11 protein-coding genes are annotated in these 17,055 nt (G+C 62.0%); 5 read left to right on the top strand and 6 right to left on the bottom strand.

Going from position 1 to position 17,055, the window contains the following annotated elements; genetic code table 11:
* Positions 1–165 precede the first annotated feature (165 nt).
* The gene (gene secA, locus HOY34_RS02930) at positions 166–2,880 is read right to left on the bottom strand and encodes a preprotein translocase subunit SecA (RefSeq protein ID WP_172359830.1); all 2,715 of its coding nucleotides are present in this window, start codon (positions 2,878–2,880) and stop codon (positions 166–168) included.
* A 203-nt stretch (positions 2,881–3,083) separates the two neighbouring features.
* Here secA and HOY34_RS02925 point away from each other — a divergent pair, with 203 nt between their 5' ends.
* The 4 genes from HOY34_RS02925 to HOY34_RS02910 all read left to right on the top strand — a co-directional run bounded on the left by HOY34_RS02925 (position 3,084) and on the right by HOY34_RS02910 (position 6,169).
* Positions 3,084–3,923, top strand: coding sequence for a peptidylprolyl isomerase (locus HOY34_RS02925; RefSeq protein WP_172359829.1), 840 nt, complete (start codon positions 3,084–3,086; stop codon positions 3,921–3,923).
* 67 nt (positions 3,924–3,990) lie between these two features.
* The gene (gene argJ, locus HOY34_RS02920; RefSeq protein WP_172359828.1) at positions 3,991–5,382 is read left to right on the top strand and encodes a bifunctional glutamate N-acetyltransferase/amino-acid acetyltransferase ArgJ; all 1,392 of its coding nucleotides are present in this window, start codon (positions 3,991–3,993) and stop codon (positions 5,380–5,382) included.
* Positions 5,383–5,487: 105 nt separating this feature from the next.
* On the top strand, positions 5,488–5,886 hold the full coding sequence (locus HOY34_RS02915) for a (deoxy)nucleoside triphosphate pyrophosphohydrolase (protein WP_172359827.1): 399 nt from the start codon (positions 5,488–5,490) through the stop codon (positions 5,884–5,886).
* A gap of 121 nt (positions 5,887–6,007) precedes the next feature.
* Positions 6,008–6,169 (top strand): RlpA-like double-psi beta-barrel domain-containing protein, encoded by a 162-nt coding sequence (locus tag HOY34_RS02910; protein ID WP_172359826.1) that lies wholly within the window; start codon positions 6,008–6,010, stop codon positions 6,167–6,169.
* 208 nt (positions 6,170–6,377) lie between these two features.
* On the opposite strand, the gene glyA is transcribed toward HOY34_RS02910, so the two are convergent.
* Positions 6,378–7,673 carry a serine hydroxymethyltransferase gene (glyA, locus tag HOY34_RS02905; protein ID WP_172359825.1) on the bottom strand — a complete coding sequence of 432 codons (1,296 nt, stop codon included), beginning with the start codon at positions 7,671–7,673 and terminating at the stop codon, positions 6,378–6,380.
* 262 nt (positions 7,674–7,935) lie between these two features.
* Between glyA and HOY34_RS02900 the strand changes: the two genes are divergently transcribed.
* Positions 7,936–8,700: an NAD kinase gene (locus HOY34_RS02900; RefSeq protein ID WP_172359824.1), complete on the top strand. Its 765-nt coding sequence runs from the start codon at positions 7,936–7,938 to the stop codon at positions 8,698–8,700.
* A gap of 40 nt (positions 8,701–8,740) precedes the next feature.
* On the opposite strand, the gene HOY34_RS02895 is transcribed toward HOY34_RS02900, so the two are convergent.
* The 4 genes from HOY34_RS02895 to ftsH all read right to left on the bottom strand — a co-directional run bounded on the left by HOY34_RS02895 (position 8,741) and on the right by ftsH (position 17,016).
* The gene (locus tag HOY34_RS02895; RefSeq protein WP_253944153.1) at positions 8,741–10,237 is read right to left on the bottom strand and encodes a sigma-54-dependent transcriptional regulator; all 1,497 of its coding nucleotides are present in this window, start codon (positions 10,235–10,237) and stop codon (positions 8,741–8,743) included.
* Between the two features lie 288 nt (positions 10,238–10,525).
* Positions 10,526–12,415 carry a propionyl-CoA synthetase gene (locus tag HOY34_RS02890; RefSeq protein WP_172359822.1) on the bottom strand — a complete coding sequence of 630 codons (1,890 nt, stop codon included), beginning with the start codon at positions 12,413–12,415 and terminating at the stop codon, positions 10,526–10,528.
* A gap of 249 nt (positions 12,416–12,664) precedes the next feature.
* On the bottom strand, positions 12,665–14,956 hold the full coding sequence (locus HOY34_RS02885) for an NADP-dependent malic enzyme (RefSeq protein ID WP_172359821.1): 2,292 nt from the start codon (positions 14,954–14,956) through the stop codon (positions 12,665–12,667).
* Positions 14,957–15,105: 149 nt separating this feature from the next.
* Positions 15,106–17,016, bottom strand: coding sequence for an ATP-dependent zinc metalloprotease FtsH (gene ftsH / locus HOY34_RS02880; protein WP_172359820.1), 1,911 nt, complete (start codon positions 17,014–17,016; stop codon positions 15,106–15,108).
* Between the last annotated feature and the right edge of the window lie 39 nt (positions 17,017–17,055).

Genomic DNA, 17,055 nt, shown 5'->3' with positions numbered 1-17,055 from the left:
GTTCTGGCAGTGATGATGGGGGTGATTCCTTAAGTTTCGATTATGCGGGACTTGCCAAGCGGGGCCTGGCAAAACTGCGGGCTGCCGCGTCCCGGTAATGAACGGGCCCCCTGCCGTATCAGGACAGGGGGCCCGGGAAAGACCAGTCTGCAGCTTGCGATCAGATCACAGCTTGCCGTGGCAATGTTTGAACTTTTCACCCGAGCCGCAGGGGCAAAGGTCATTGCGGCCTGGGTTGCCCCAGGTCTCGGGGTTGTTCTCGTCAAAGCCCGGCGCGGCTGCGGTCTGAGCCGCCTCTGCGGGCTGCGACGAGGCTTCAGGCTGCGGCATCTCGATTCCGGCCTGTGCGGCCTGCTGGGCCAGCATCTGCGCCATCATGGTTTCCTGCTCTTCTTTCGAGAGCGGGCGGACGCGGCCCAGCTGTTCGGTCACCTGCACGCGCAGGCTGTCGAGCATGGTTTCAAACAGCTGGAAAGCCTCGGTTTTATACTCATTCAGCGGGTCACGCTGCGCATATTGGCGGAAATGGATCACCGAGCGCAGATGTTCCAGCCGCAGAAGGTGGTCGCGCCATTTGGCGTCGATGGCCTGCAGCATGACCTGCTTTTCGATCTGGATCATGGTGCTCTGGCCAAAACCTTCGGCCTTTTCCGCCATATAGCGGTCGGAATGTTCGATGATACGCTCGGCCATTGCGGCCTGATCGACGCCTTCCTCGGCGGCCCAGGCCTCGATCGGCAGGTCCATGTTCAGGCGCTGACGCCCGGCCTCGCGCAGGCCTTCAAGGTTCCAGGCGTCCGGGTAGGTCTTCGGCGGCATGAATTCGTCAACCATATCGTCAATGACATGGTGGCGCATATCCTGCGCGATTTCCGAGACATGCTCGGCCTTGAGGATGTCGAGACGCTGGCTGAACACGGCCTTGCGCTGGTCGTTCATCACGTCGTCAAAGCGCAAAAGCGATTTGCGGACGTCAAAGTTGCGGCCCTCAACCTTGGCCTGGGCTTTCTCCAGCGATTTATTCACCCAGGGGTGAACAATCGCCTCGCCCTCTTTCATGCCCAGCGTCGAGAGGATCTTGTCCAGACGATCCGAGCCGAAGATCCGCATCAGGTCATCTTCCAGCGACAGGAAGAAGGCCGAGCGGCCCGGGTCACCCTGACGGCCCGAGCGACCGCGCAGCTGGTTGTCGATCCGGCGCGATTCGTGGCGCTCGGTGCCCAGCACAAAAAGACCGCCCGCATCGAGCACTTTTGCCTTTTCTTCGGCATGTTCGGCCTCGATCCGGGCGCGCAGCGCCACCGGATCGGCATCGGGATTGGCGTCAAGCTCTTCGATCACCTTCATCTCGACATTGCCGCCAAGCTGAATATCGGTGCCGCGGCCCGCCATGTTGGTCGCAATCGTCACCGCGCCGGGGCGACCCGCGTCGGCCACGATCTTGGCCTCTTGCTCATGCTGGCGGGCGTTCAGCACGTTATGGGCAATGCCCTCGGCCTTCAGCATCGTCGACAGTTCTTCGGATTTTTCGATCGAGGTGGTGCCGACCAGAATCGGCTGGCCCAGCTCATGCGCCTCTTTGATCGTGGCGACGATGCCTTTGAACTTCTCAATCCCGGTGCGGTAGACCTGATCGTGGTCATCCTTGCGGGCGACGGGGCGGTTGGTGGGCACTTCGACCACGCCAAGCCCGTAGATCTGCATGAATTCCTCGGCCTCGGTCGCGGCGGTGCCGGTCATGCCGGCCAGCTTTTCATAAAGGCGGAAGTAGTTCTGGAAGGTGACAGAGGCCAGCGTCACGTTCTCGGGCTGGATCTGCACGCCTTCTTTCGCCTCGATGGCCTGATGCAGACCCTCGGACAGGCGGCGGCCCTTCATCATCCGGCCGGTGAACTCGTCGATCAGCACGATCTCGCCATCGCGGACGATATACTGCTGGTCGCGGTGGAACATCTTATGGGCGCGCAGCGCCTGGTTGATGTGGTGGACGATGGTGGTCGATTCCGGGGCGAAGAGATGCTGGCCCTCGGGCAGGACGCCTGCCTCACGCAAAAGCACCTCGATATGGTCGTTGCCGGCCTCGGTATAGGTGATGTTGCGGGTCTTTTCGTCCAGCGTGTAATCCTCGGCCACCAGAGCCGGGATCAGCGCGTTGATCTGGGTGTAAAGCTCGCTGCGGTCCTGGCTGGGGCCAGAGATGATCAGCGGCGTGCGGGCCTCGTCGATCAGGATCGAGTCGACCTCGTCAACGATGGCAAAGAAATGCCCGCGCTGCATCATATCCTCGATCGAGCCCTTCATATTGTCACGAAGGTAGTCGAAGCCCAGCTCGTTATTGGTCGCATAGGTGACGTCGGCGGCATAGGCAGCGCGTTTCTCGTCATCGGGCTGCCAGGGGTAGACGACCCCGGTCGACAGCCCCAGCTTGGCATGCACCTTGCCGATGGTATCGGCGTCGCGGCGGGCCAGATAGTCGTTGACGGTAACGACATGGACGCCCTTTCCGGTCAGCGCGTTCAGATAGGCCGGGAAGGCGGCGACAAGCGTCTTGCCCTCACCCGTGCGCATCTCGGCGATATTGCCCTGGTGCAGGAAGATCCCGCCCATCAGCTGCACATCAAAGGCCCGCAGCCCCAGCGAGCGTTTCGCGCCTTCACGACAATTTGCGAAAGCCTCGGGCAGGATGGCATCCAGGCTTTCGCCGCCTTCCTGCACGCGCTTTTGAAATTCGCGGGTCTTTGCGACAAGGCCCTCATCGCTGAGCGCGGCAAACTCCGGCTCAAGCGCGTTAATTTTGGCGACCAGAGACCTGGTGGTCTTGACCTTGCGGTCATTGGACGAGCCAAAGACCTTCTTCGCGAGCGTTCCCAGACCCAGCATGATCTCTCCGTGCGGACGTTCTTGCGTGATGTCATCAGGCTGTGACTTGCCCGGCCTTAACGCCTTACATAGAAAGCCGGGGTAAGTCCTGCAAAGCCCGGGATCACGCGGACTGCCGCGATGTAAGGGTTTGAAGGATCATAGTCAACGTTCGCAGGCTCTGCGGCATTACGGGAGTAAGTGGAATGGCACTGGAAAAGCGCATGAGGGCAGCAGCATTTGTGTTGGCGGGTGCCCTGATGGCCCCGCTTGCAGCCCCGGCCCTGGCCGAAGGCGAGACGGCCGCCACGGTGGTTGCAACCGTGAATGGCAAAGAGATCACCCTGGGACAGATGATTGCCATGCGCGAGACGCTGCCGCCGCAATATCTGACCCTGCCCGATAACGCGCTTTTCAACGGCATCCTTGAGCAGCTGGTGCAGCAAGAGGCGCTGGCCCAGTCGGTCACCACCCTGACGACACGCGATGAGGCGATGATCGCCAATTCGACGCGCGGCTATCTGTCGGGTGACGTGATCCGCAAGATTGCGGAAACCGCAGTGACCGATGCCGCGCTGCAAAAGGCCTGGGATGCCAAATACGCGAATGCGGTTCCGCAAAAGGAATACAGCGCGTCCCATATCCTGGTCGAGACCGAGGAAGAGGCCAAGGCGATCAAAGCCCAGCTGGACGCAGGCGCTGATTTCGCAACGCTGGCCAAAGAGGAATCGACCGATACCGGCTCGGGTGCTGCGGGCGGCGATCTGGGCTGGTTCCCGCTGGGGATGATGGTGAAACCCTTTGAGGATGCGGTGGTTGCCGCAACCCCGGGCAAGGTCTCTGATCCGGTGCAAAGCCAGTTCGGCTGGCACCTGATCCTGGTTCATGAGACGCGCGATCTGCCCGTGCCCACCCTGGATGAGGTGCGCGAGGATCTTGCAGCCGAGGTCGAGCGTGAGGCCGTTGAGGCCCATATCGCCACCCTTACCGCAGGCGCCAGGGTCGAAAAGCCCGGCGCGGGCCTCGATCCTGAACTGCTGAAAAAAAGCGCTCTGATCGACTGATCAGGGCGTTACACGGGTGACAGAACAATGCGGCAGGCACAGCTTGCCCAGGCGGACGGAGGATCACATGGCCAAGACTGACTGGAAGACCGAGGCGAAGAACCTGAAGAAAAAGGTCCGCAAACTGAAAGAGCGGGTCAGTGAGGCCATGGCCCCGGTGGCCGACCGGGTCTCTGATGCGGTGTCAGACGCGGTGACCGGGGTGGCGGCGGCGGTGCATAAGGTGGCGCATCCGGTATCGCCGCTGGCCCCGGCGCAGTTCCCCGCATTGCCGGTAATCAAAGGCGCAGAGTTCTCTGCCATCGGCGCAGGCATCAAATACAAGAACCGCAAAGACGTGATGCTGGTGCGCCTTGCACCCGGTACCGCGATTGCGGGCGCCTTCACCACCTCGACCACGCGCTCTGGTTGCGTGCGCGATTGCGAGGCGAAACTGGCGCTGAAAGCTGCCCCCGGTGACGGCGCGGCAATCATCGTAAACTCGGGCAATTCCAATGCCTTCACCGGCAAGGTGGGCGATAAGGCGGTGGCTGCGGTCACAGGCGGCGTTGCGGCCGCGCTTGGCATCCCCGCCAGCCGCGTCTTCTCATCCTCCACCGGCGTCATCGGCGAGCCGCTGCCCTTCGAGAAAATCACTGCTGTGATTGATGATCTCGCAGCTGGCCTGACCGAGGCCGCGATCGAGGGTGCGGCCCAGGCGATCATGACCACCGACACCTTCCCCAAAGGTGCCACCGCCACCATCCAGGGTGAGGGCGGCGAAATCCATATCGCGGGCATCGCCAAAGGCTCGGGCATGATCGCGCCGGATATGGCGACCATGCTGGTCTATATCTTCACCGATGCCAAAATCAGCCAGGCCGCTTTGCAAAAGCTGGTCTCGCGCCATGTCGGCGGCACCTTCAACTCGATCACGGTCGACAGCGACACCTCGACCTCTGACACGCTTTTGGTGGCCGCAACCGGACAATCCGAGGCGCTTGCCCTCAAGGGGCCGGCCCTGAAGGCCTTTGAGGCCGCGCTGGCCCAGGTGATGCAGGATCTGGCCCTGCAGGTGGTGCGCGACGGCGAAGGCGCGACCAAACTGATCGAGGTGCGCGTCTCAGGCGCGGCCAGCGACCAAGACGCCGCCAAAGCCGCCTTTGCCATCGCCAATTCGCCGCTGGTGAAAACCGCCGTGGCGGGCGAGGATCCGAACTGGGGCCGTATCGTCATGGCCATCGGCAAATCCGGCGCCAATGCCGAGCGTGACCGCCTGACGATCCGTTTCGGCGACATCCTGGTGGCTGAAAAAGGCTGGAAATCCCCCTCTTACACCGAAGAAGAGGGCGCGGCCTATATGAAGGGGCAAGAGCTGTTGATCGACGTCAACCTCGGCATGGGTCGCGCCAAACGCACGGTCTGGACCTGCGATCTGACCGACCGCTATGTCGCAATCAACGCCGATTACCGCTCCTGATCTGTCCTTAAACATCCGGCGGCGTGCGCATCCTTTGCGCCGCCGGTTCAGGTAGAGGATGTTCGCTGGGGAAAAGCCCCTGGCCCCCGCAAAACCGAGAGCGTTATGAAACTTCTTCTTGTCTCTGCTGTTGCCCTGATCGACGCCGATGGCCGCATCCTGCTTGCCCAACGCCCCCCCGGCAAAAGCCTTGCAGGCCTGTGGGAGTTTCCCGGCGGCAAGGTCGAGCCAGGCGAAACCCCCGAGGCCTGCCTGATCCGCGAGCTGAAAGAGGAAATCGGCATCGACACCTGGCAAAGCTGCCTTGCGCCGCTGACCTTCGCCAGCCACAGCTATGAGGATTTCCATCTTCTGATGCCGCTTTTTGCCTGCCGCAAATGGCAGGGCATCCCCACTCCGCGCGAGGGGCAGACGCTCGCCTGGGTAGAGCCTGCAAAGCTGCGCGACTATCCGATGCCCCCGGCAGATTTGCCGCTGATCCCCATTCTGCGCGACTGGCTGTAGCCCATTCGGCGACAGTCGCCCAGCCTGCGCCATATTTCTTCCGAATTCGTTAATTTTTCTGTTTCAAAATGCGACAATACATGGGTAACTATGGCTATATCCTGAGGAGGAGGCGGAAATAATGTTGCGCACGATATCTATCGGCAGTTGCATTTCGGTTCAGGGTCTCATGGTCAGTCAGAACCCAGATGGAACGGTGGTCGTCCGTGTTGATGATCGCACCTTTACCGGCCGCCCGATTGTGGCCAACCATCTGCAGGCGACCGCACCCGGCCACATCTGAGCTGCAGGCCAGAATCTGCAGGCGTGAATCTGCAAGTCAGAACTGCAGGTCGGGTCTGGAGGCTGCCGCAGGCCAAATGCGCGAGGAGGCGCATCCGGCCCGCGTGATCTGCAACGCCAGGTGATCTGCGACGCCAAATGAGACCGAAAAACCAAAAAGCGCCGGTGATCATCACCGGCGCTTTTTCAATTTCACATAAGATATTGGCTCAGAGCGTGGGGTAAAGCGGGAAGCGGTCGCACAGGGCTTTGACCTCTGCTTTCACCTTGGCTTCGACCTCGGCATTGCCATCTTCGCCATTGGCGGCCAGCCCGTCGACGACTTCGACAATCCAGCGCGAGATCTGGCGGAACTCGGCATCGCCAAAGCCGCGCGTGGTGCCCGCAGGCGCACCCAGACGGATGCCCGAGGTGACAAACGGCTTTTCCGGATCAAACGGCACGCCGTTTTTGTTGCAGGTGATATGCGCGCGGCCAAGTGCGGCTTCGGCTGCCTTGCCGGTCACCTTCTTCGGGCGCAGATCGGCGAGGCAAAGATGGTTATCGGTGCCGCCCGAAACGATGTCGATGCCACCCTTCATCAGCTCATCCGCCATTGCCGCCGCATTGGCCTTGACCTGGGCTGCATAGGTTTTGAACTCTGGCCGCAGCGCTTCGCCGAAGGCGACAGCCTTGGCCGCGATCACATGCATCAGCGGGCCGCCCTGCAGGCCGGGGAAGACCGCCGAATTGATTTTCTTAGCGATGTCTTCATCATTTGTGAGGATCATACCCCCACGCGGGCCACGCAGGCTCTTGTGGGTCGTAGTGGTCACCACATGGGCATGCGGCAGGGGCGAGGCATGCACGCCACCGGCCACGAGGCCCGCGATATGCGCCATATCAACATGGAGGTAGGCACCGATCTCATCAGCAATCGCCCGGAAGGCGGCCCAGTCCCATTCACGGCTATAGGCGGTTCCACCTGCCAGGATCAGCTTTGGCCGATGCTCCAGCGCTTTTGCCCGCACCTCTTCCATGTCGAGGCGCTGGTCTTGCTGACGCACGCCATAAGAGACAACCTTGAACCACTTGCCGGACATATTGACCGGCGAGCCATGGGTCAGGTGGCCGCCCGAATTCAGGTCAAGCCCCATGAAGGTGTCGCCCGGCTGCAAAAGCGCCAGGAACACGGCCTGGTTCATCTGGCTGCCGGAATTGGGCTGCACATTGGCGAATTTACAGCCAAACAGCTGCTTGGCGCGTTCAATCGCCAGGGTCTCGGCGATATCGACAAACTGGCAGCCGCCGTAATAGCGCTTGCCCGGGTAACCCTCGGCATATTTGTTGGTCAGGACCGAGCCCTGGGCCTCCAGCACCGCCAGAGAGACGATGTTCTCAGAGGCAATCAGCTCGATCTCGTCGCGCTGGCGGCCAAGTTCAGAGCGCACCGAGCCAAAAAGCTCGGGGTCGCGCGAGGAAAGTGATTCAGTGAAGAAACCGGAATCGCGGGTCTGGGCGGTCATACTCATCTCCCTTGGGCCATGGGCGGTCATCTGATCGTATTTGGGTCTTTAGATCACGTGTCTGTGCAGGGAAAGGCCGTAAAGCGACAGGTTCAAACATGGCTGCGAAATAGCGGTGTCAGGCTGCAGTGATTCGCTACGATCGGCCGGACGTTTGCCCGGGATGGGCGTGGGCCTGATCTGCGTGTTGCCCTGGAACTGCAGGCGGGGCTTGAGTTTCCAGCCCGCCAGGGTCAGGGTTGCCGCCTGACGGAGGGCACCCATGCAGACCAGGATCAGATTCACCGCCTCAAAGGCCCCTGCCGCGCAGGAGGCCTTTGCCCGTCTGGTCAACCGTTACGGCCAGTCTGATCAGCGGCGCGCCTCGGTGATCGTGGCACTTGGCGGCGATGGCTTTATGCTGCAGACGCTGCATGCGCAGTCGGGCCGCGACCTTCCGGTCTATGGGATGAATTGCGGCACCATTGGCTTTTTGATGAATGCCTATTCCGATGATGGCCTGCCCGAGCGCCTTGCCCAGGCCGAAGAGGCGCTGCTGAACCCGCTTTCCATGCGGGCGGAAAATGTGCGCGGCAAAATCTCGCAGGCGCTTGCGGTCAATGAGGTCTCGCTTTTGCGCCAGGGGCCACAGGCGGCGCGGCTGAAAGTGTCGGTCGACGGGCGCGAGCGGCTGGCAGAGCTGGTCTGCGACGGGGCTTTGCTGGCGACCCCGGCCGGATCAACCGCTTACAACTATTCGGCGCATGGGCCGATCCTGCCGATCGGGGCCGAGGTTCTGGCGCTGACGGCGATGTCTGCCTTCCGGCCCCGGCGCTGGCGCGGGGCGCTGTTGCCCAAAGGCGCGCAGGTCCGGTTTGATGTGCTTGACCCTGACAAGCGTCCGGTTATGGTCGATGCGGACAGCCGCAATTCGGTGCGCGATGTGATCTCGGTTCTGATCCATTCCGACCCGGCGATCAGCTATCGGCTGCTGTTCGACCCTGGCCACGGGCTGGAAGAACGTCTGATTCGTGAGCAGTTTGTCTGACCGCCATCCGCGCGCAGCGGTGCCCTACTCTGGCCCCGCCCTACTCTGATCCCGTCCGCCAGGCCTCAATCCGGCGATAGAGCGTTGAGACCGATATCGCCAGCTCATGCGCGGCCTTTGGAACTGATCCCTGGTGACGGGCAAGCGCGGCCTCAATCGCGCGGCGTTCGATCCCGGCAAGGGTCTGGCCCGCAAAGGGATCATCGGCCTGACCCGCAATCGCATCCTGCAGGCCGCCCTGGCGCGGCCAGACCTGCCCCGGATCGCTGCGCAAAATATCAGTGGGCAACATATCGGGGGTGACCATGCCGCCCGGGTTCATCACCACGATATTGCGCACCACATTCAAAAGCTGGCGCACATTCCCGGGCCAGCGCTGGCGCGAGAGGATGCGCTGCGTCTCTGGGGCGAGCCCGGCAAAGCTTTTGCCCTCTTCGGCACCAAACCTGCGCAGGGCGACCTCGGCGATCTCAACAGCATCACGACCGCGATCACGCAGCGGCGGCAGATGCAGCGGCACGACATGCAGGCGGTAATAGAGGTCCTCGCGGAACTGGCCCTGCGCAACCGCCTGCACCGGATCCTTGTTGGTGGCGCAGATGATGCGCACATCCACTTTATGGGGGCGAACCGCGCCCAGCGGTTGCACCATAGAGGTCTGCAGGAAACGCAGCAGCTTGGTCTGCAGGGCAGGGGCCATCTCGCAGACCTCGTCCAGAAACAGCGTGCCACCATCGGCTGCGGCTGCCGCGCCGGGCCTGTCGGCAATCGCCCCGGTAAAACTGCCCTTCAGATGGCCAAACACCTCTGATTCCAGCAGGTCATGCGGGATCGCGCCACAGTTTAATGCGATAAACGGGCCTCTGGCGCGCGCGGATTGGGCATGCAGCGCAATCGCGGCCAGCTCTTTTCCGGTGCCGCTTTCCCCGGTGATGAACACGGTGGCGATGGATCGTGCCACGGATGCGATCACCTGATGCACCGTTTTCATGGCCTCGGACGAGCCGATGCTGACTGCCGAATCCTGGCCTGCAGAGGGATCGGCGCGGCGTCTGGCCGCCAGTGGGCTGTGGGCGGCGCTGCCTGAGTGCTGTGCTGCCCGACGGCCGGGGGGGGCGGGGCGCGTGGCCCCGGTCGGGCCCGGTGTGTTCTGAGCTGCGTTCTGAGCCGCGTCCTGGGCTGCCCGGATGGCGGCCAGGAAGCGGTTCTCCTCAAAGGGTTTCAGCAGGAAATCAAACGCCCCGGCCCGCATCGCCGCCACCGCCCGGTCGACCGAATCCTGCGCGGACATGACGACCACGCAAAGATCCGGATTGACCGCCAGCATCTCTGACATCAGCGCCAGGCCATCGCGGTCGGGCAGCATCAGATCCAGCACCACCACGCCAGGCCGCACCTGGTGCAAAAGCTGCAGCGCTTCGGCGGCGGTTGTGGTGGGATAGGCCTCTATCCCCGCCGCACTCAGCACCGAGCGATAGACGAACAGCAGCGAGGGCGTTTCCTCGACCAGCAGAACCGGCAGCCTGGTCAGGCTCATTTTGCCCCCCATGTCGTAAGGCCCGGTGCAGCCCGGATCAGCGGGGGCTGATCAAAGGTGGGGTCTTTGTAAAATGCGATTGGGGTGAGGCACATGCCCTGAGGCTGGCATGTCGGCGCGACCAGGTCCAGAGGGGGCGGCGGGGATTGTTCTGCCGCCCTGGTCTTAATGGGCGGAAATTTCACGGATCGAAACGGGGGCCAGGTTGCCCCCGAAGGTAACCCCCAGGTCGCCCCCAGACTGCGCCGGGGCTGTCTGGGAGCAGGTGCGATCTGGGGGCAGGTGCGATCAGCGGGCCAGGCCGATGGTTTTCAGGGCCGTTGCAATCTCATCGAGGATCGCCGGATCGTCGATGGTTGCGGGCATTTTCCACTCTGTGCCATCCGCGATCTTCACCATTGTGCCGCGCAGGATCTTGCCCGAGCGTGTTTTCGGCAGCCGCTCGATCACCAGGGCGCGTTTGAAGTCGGCCACCGGGCCGATCCGCTCACGCATCAGTTTGACGCATTCGGTGACGACCTCATCATGGGGCCGCGTCGCGCCGCGATTCAGGCACAAAAAGCCCAGCGGAGACTGGCCCTTCAGCGCGTCCGCAACCCCGATCACCGCGCATTCGGCGACATCGGGATGCGAGGCCAGAACCTCTTCCATGGCGCCGGTCGACAGGCGGTGCCCCGCGACATTGATCACGTCATCGGTGCGGGCCATGATGTAGAGATAGCCATCCTCGTCGATATAGCCGGCATCCCCGGTCTCATAATAGCCGGGGAACTGCGTCAGATAGCTTTTGCGGAAACGCTCTTCGGCCTGCCAGAGGCCGGGCAGATTGCCGGGCGGCAGCGGCAGTTTGATGGTGATCGCCCCCAGCTTGCCCGCAGGCAACGGATGGCCGCCCTCATCAAGCACCTGAATGTCATAGCCGGGCATCGGCACCGAAGGAGAGCCATGTTTGACCGCAAGAGGCTCGATCCCCATCGGGTTTGCGGCAATGGCCCAGCCGGTCTCGGTCTGCCACCAGTGGTCGATAACCGGCACATTCAGATTGCGCTCGGCCCAGGCGATGGTGTCGGGATCGGCCCGCTCGCCGGCGAGGAAGCAGTATTTCAGATGCTTCAGATTGTATTCTTTAACAAATTCGCCGCCGGGATCGTCGCGTTTGATGGCCCGCAGTGCGGTGGGGGCGGTGAAGAAGGTCTTTACCTTGTTTTCCGCAATCACCCGCCAGAAAGTGCCCGCATCCGGAGTGCCGACGGGCTTGCCCTCAAAGACCACGGTGGTGCAGCCTTTGATCAGCGGCGCATAGCAGATATAGCTGTGGCCAACGACCCAGCCCACATCCGAGGCGGCCCAGAACACCTCGCCCGGGTCCATGTCGTAGATCGCTTTCATGGTCCAGTTCAGCGCGACAAGATGGCCGCCGGTGGCGCGGATCACGCCCTTTGGCGCGCCGGTGGTGCCAGAGGTGTAAAGGATATAGGCGGGGTGATTGCCCTCGACGGGCACGCATTCGGCAGGCTCAACGCCATACTGAAAGGCATGCCAGGCCACATCGCGGCCCTCTGTCAGCTTCGCAACCTCTTGTTCGCGCTGGAAGATCACGCAGAAATCGGGCTTGTGGCTGGCCTGGTCGATGGCGGCATCCAGCAGCGGTTTGTAATGCACGATGCGCGACGGCTCGATCCCGCAGGAGGCGGCGATGATTGCCTTGGGTTGACAGTCGTCAATGCGGACCGCCAGCTCATTTGCGGCAAATCCGCCAAAGACCACCGAATGGATCGCCCCCAGACGGGCGCAGGCCAGCATCGCCTCCAGCGCCTCGGGGATCATCGGCATATAGATGATGACGCGGTCGCCTTTGGTCACGCCTTTGGCCCGCAAGGCGCCCGCCAGGCTGGCGACGCGCTTTTGCAGGTCACGATAGGTGATGCCGCGCCGCAGATGGGTGACGGGGCTGTCGTGGATGATCGCCAGCTGATCGCCGCGCCCGGCCTCGACATGGCGGTCAACTGCATTCCAGCAGGTGTTTACCAGCCCATCACTGAACCATTCGTAAATGGGGGCGCGATCGGCATTCAAAGCGCGCGAGGGGGGCCTGTCCCAGTCGATGGCCTTTGCCTGCTGCATCCAGAATGCTTCGGGATCAGCTTTCCATTGCGCGTAGATTTCGCGGTAACCCATCGTCGGCCCTCCTCCAGACTTAAGCATTTGTTATGTCAGGGCAGGGCAGGGCGCAACTTTGTTACCGGCAACACTGTGCCATGTTGTGAAATAGTTTGCAGAATTCGCGGCGGCAGGTTGCGAAATATTTGCAAAGATGAATCTGTTGATAATCTGGCGGTAAATTCCGCGCGGGTTTGCAAATTCTGCGCGATAGGCCTGCCACGGGCGCAGAGGGGTGATTCTCTGCGCCCGGGCGCGTTTGCAGTCTTAGCTGTAGTGCGAGACCGGGGTGCCGGCGATGGCCGACATATTCAAAAGCCCGCGTGCGGTGATTGCCGGGGTCACCACATGCGCCTTATTGCCCATGCCCATCAGGATCGGCCCGACTTCCAGGCCACCAGCCCGCATTTTCAGGATGTTACGCACGCCAGACGCGGTATCGGCCGAGGCAAAGACCAGCACATTGGCGGCGCCTTCAAAACGGCCGCCCGGCAGCTGACGGTCGCGCAGCCCCTGGTCAAGCGCGGTGTCGACATTCATCTCGCCTTCATAGGCGAAGTCGGGTTCGCGCGCGTCAAGCAGCTCAAGCGCCTCGCGCATCACCCGGCCGGAACGGTTGTCCATATTGCCGAACTGGCTTTGCGAACAGAGCGCGACCTTCGGCGTCAGACCAAAGCGGCGCAGGTGCCGGGCGGCGCCCATCGCGGTTTCCATCACCTGCTGCGGGGTCGGCTCGGCGTTGACATGGGTGTCGGCAATGAAGAGCGGGCCATCTTCCAGGATCATCATCGAAAGCGCGGCAACCGCATGGCGACCGTCACGCGCCAAAATCTGGCGAATGTAATTCAAATGCCAGTGATATTGTCCGAAGGTGCCGCAGATCATGCTGTCGGCCTCATCACGATGCACCATCACCGCGCCGATGGCGGTGGTATTGGTGCGCATGATCGCGCGGGCAATATCGGGGCTGACGCCCCGGCGGGCCATCAATTCGTGATAGGTGCCCCAATAATCGCGGTAACGCGGGTCGTTTTCCGGGTTCACCAGGTGGAAATCGCGGCCCGGGCGGATGCCAAGACCGTAGCGTTCGCAGCGGGCCTCGACCACTTCGGGGCGGCCGATCAGGATCGGCACGTCGGTGGTTTCTTCCAGCATGGCATTGGCGGCGCGCAGCACGCGCTCATCCTCGCCCTCGGCAAAGACGATGCGGCGGGTGGCGGTGCGGGCGGCCTCAAATACCGGGCGCATCAGCAGGGCCGAGCGGAAAACCGAGCCGTCCAGCTTGCTCTTATAGGCTTCGGGATCGCTCAGCGGGCGGGCGGCGACGCCGGATTGGGTGGCAGCCGTGGCCACAGCCGAGGCGACAACCCCGATCAAACGCGGATCGAAGGGCTTCGGGATCAGGTAATCGGGGCCGAAAGTGAGCTGCTCGCCCTGATAGGCTGCTGCCGCTTCGGCCGAGGTCGTCTGGCGGGCCAGCGCGGCGATACCCTCGATACAGGCCAGCTCCATCTCATCATTGATGGTGGTTGCCCCGACATCCAGGGCACCCCGGAAGATGAAGGGGAAACACAGCACGTTATTGACCTGATTGGGAAAATCAGAACGCCCGGTGGCAATGATCGCATCGGGGGCGACCGCGCGGGCCGCATCGGGAAGGATCTCGGGATTTGGATTGGCCAGCGCGAAGATGATCGGCTTTTTGGTCATGGTGGCGACCATTTCCGGGGTCAGAACGCCAGGGCCGGACAGGCCGAGGAACATATCGGCGCCTTTGATCACCTCGGCCAGGGTGGCGGGCGCGGTTCCCTGTGCAAAGGCCGCCTTTTGCGGCGTCATCTGCGCTTCGCGGCCCTGATAGACCAGCCCTTCCAGATCGCAAAGCCAGATATTTTCGCGCTTCACGCCAAGCTTCACCAGCATCTCAAGACAGGCGATGCCAGCCGCGCCACCACCCGTCGAGACCAGCTTGATATCGGCGAATTTCTTGCCCGCCACGATCATCGCATTGGTCGCAGCCGCACCGACGACGATGGCCGTGCCGTGCTGATCGTCATGAAAGACCGGGATATTCATCCGCTCGCGGCAAATTCGTTCAACGATAAAACAATCGGGGGCTTTGATGTCTTCCAGATTGATCGCGCCGAAGGTCGGCTCAAGCGAGCAGACGATCTCTGCCAGCTTTTCGGGGTCGTTTTCATTCACCTCGATATCAAAACAGTCGATATTGGCGAATTTCTTGAAAAGGACGGCCTTGCCTTCCATCACAGGTTTCGAGGCCAGCGCCCCGATATTTCCCAGCCCCAGAACGGCGGTGCCGTTTGAGATCACCGCCACCAGATTGCCGCGAGAAGTGTAACGGGCTGCAGTCGCCGGGTCTGCCTTGATTTCCAGGCAGGCCTCGGCCACGCCCGGGGAATAGGCGCGCGAGAGGTCGCGTCCGGTGGCCAGCGGCTTGGTTGCCCGGATCTCAAGCTTACCGGGTTTGGGAAATTCGTGGTAATTCAGTGCGGCCTGGCGTGCGGCCTGTGCTGCTTCATCCTGCATTCCGTTCGACATTCCCGTCCTCCCGTCAGAATGGTTCACCCTTAAACCACTCTCTTTTGTTTTCCAATCATCCCTGGCACAGCTGTGAGGGCATCACAAAAGAAAACCGGGATATGCGCCAAGGCCTATCCCGGTTTTGTAACTGTCAGCACGTCCGGTTATCAGGTCGGGCTGGGCTCTGCGTCGCCAGCCTGCGGGCCACGCGGGGCGCGGGTGGTTTTGGGAACCGCCAGCACCGAGGGCGCGGCCTCATCTTTGCCCTCATCCCCGCCTTCATCATCGGGTTTGCGACCCGCGATGACCCGGTTGATTTCTTCGCCGGTCAGGGTCTCATATTCGATCAGGCCCTGGGCCAGACGCTCAAACTCTTCCTCATTTTCATTGAGGATCTGCATCGCACGGGCATAGCCTTCGTCGATGATGGATTTGACCTCATCCTCGATCAGGCGCTTGGTTTCGGCCGAGACCGAGAAGCCGCCGGTATTGCCCTGATAGCCTTCATGCGCCTCGGAATAGTCGATATTGCCGATTTTTTCCGACATGCCCCAACGCATCACCATAGCCCGCGCCACGCTGGAGGCCTGCTGGATATCGCCCGAAGGCCCCGAGGAAACGCGCTCATCGCCCCATTTCTTGATTTCGGCCGCCTTGCCCGCCATGGTCATGGCGATGCGGTCCTTCATCTGGTCCTTGTGCCAGGAATGACGGTCCATTTCCGGCAGGCTCATCACCATGCCAAGCGCATTGCCGCGCGGCATGATCGTGGCCTTATAGACCGGGTCGCATTTCGGCAGCTTGATGCCAACGATCGCGTGACCGGCCTCATGATAGGCGGTCATTTCCTTGTCTTCGGGCGACATCACCATCGAGCGGCGCTCGGCCCCCATCATCACCTTGTCCTTGGCATGCTCGAAATCAGCCATGGTGACAAAGCGGCGGCCAACGCGGGCAGCGGTCAGCGCCGCCTCATTGACGAGGTTCGCCAGATCCGCACCCGAGAAACCGGGCGAGCCGCGGGCGATGGTGCGCAGATCTACATCGGCACCCAGCGGGATCTTGCGGGCATGCACGTTAAGGATCTTTTCGCGGCCCTTGATATCAGGATTGCCGACGGTGATCTGGCGGTCAAAACGGCCCGGGCGCAAAAGCGCGGGGTCCAGCACGTCCTTGCGGTTGGTGGCCGCGACGATGATCACGCCTTCATTGGCCTCAAACCCGTCCATCTCAACCAGCAGCTGGTTCAGCGTCTGTTCGCGCTCATCATTGCCGCCGCCCATGCCCACGCCACGGGCGCGGCCAACGGCGTCGATCTCGTCGATGAAGACGATGCAGGGCGCGTTTTTCTTCGCTTGTTCAAACATATCGCGCACGCGGCTTGCGCCGACGCCTACGAACATCTCAACAAAGTCAGAGCCGGAGATGGTGAAGAAAGGCACGCCAGCCTCGCCTGCGATGGCGCGGGCGAGCAGGGTTTTCCCGGTGCCGGGCGGGCCGACAAGCAGCGCCCCTTTCGGGATTTTGCCGCCAAGGCGCGAGAATTTCTGCGGGTTGCGCAGGAATTCGACGATCTCTTCCAGCTCTTCCTTGGCCTCATCAATGCCGGCCACGTCGTCAAAGGTCACGCGGCCCTGCTTTTCGGTCAGCAGTTTCGCCCGGCTTTTGCCAAAGCCCATCGCGCCGCCTTTGCCGCCGCCCTGCATCCGGTTCATGAAGAACACCCAGACGCCGATCAGCAGGATGAAGGGCAGGAAAGACAGAAGCAGCGTCGACAGGAAGCCCTGTTGCTGCGGCGTGGCCTGGACCTCGACCCCTTTGGCGATCAGGCGGTCCGCGACCTCTTCGTTGCCGGGTTTGATCGTGGTGAAGGTGCTGTTGTCCTTGGTCTGGATTGTCACCCTTTCGCCGTCCAGCGTGACCTTGGCCACCCGACCCTGGTCAACCTGTTGGATAAATTCCGACCAGCTGAGGCTGCGCGAATTCATTGCCGACTGGCCGCCCGAGAAGACGTTGAAAAGCGCGAGGACCAGCAAGAGCAGCACGACCCAGAATGCAATATTGCGCGCGTTGTTCACTTGTTTCTCCCGACAGGCAGCCCATCATCGCCTTTGTTA

Source organism: Pseudogemmobacter hezensis (assembly GCF_013155295.1).
GTDB lineage: Bacteria > Pseudomonadota > Alphaproteobacteria > Rhodobacterales > Rhodobacteraceae > Pseudogemmobacter > Pseudogemmobacter hezensis.
Note: the sequence above shows the minus strand (reverse complement) of the source record. Positions and strands in the feature narration are given on the sequence as shown.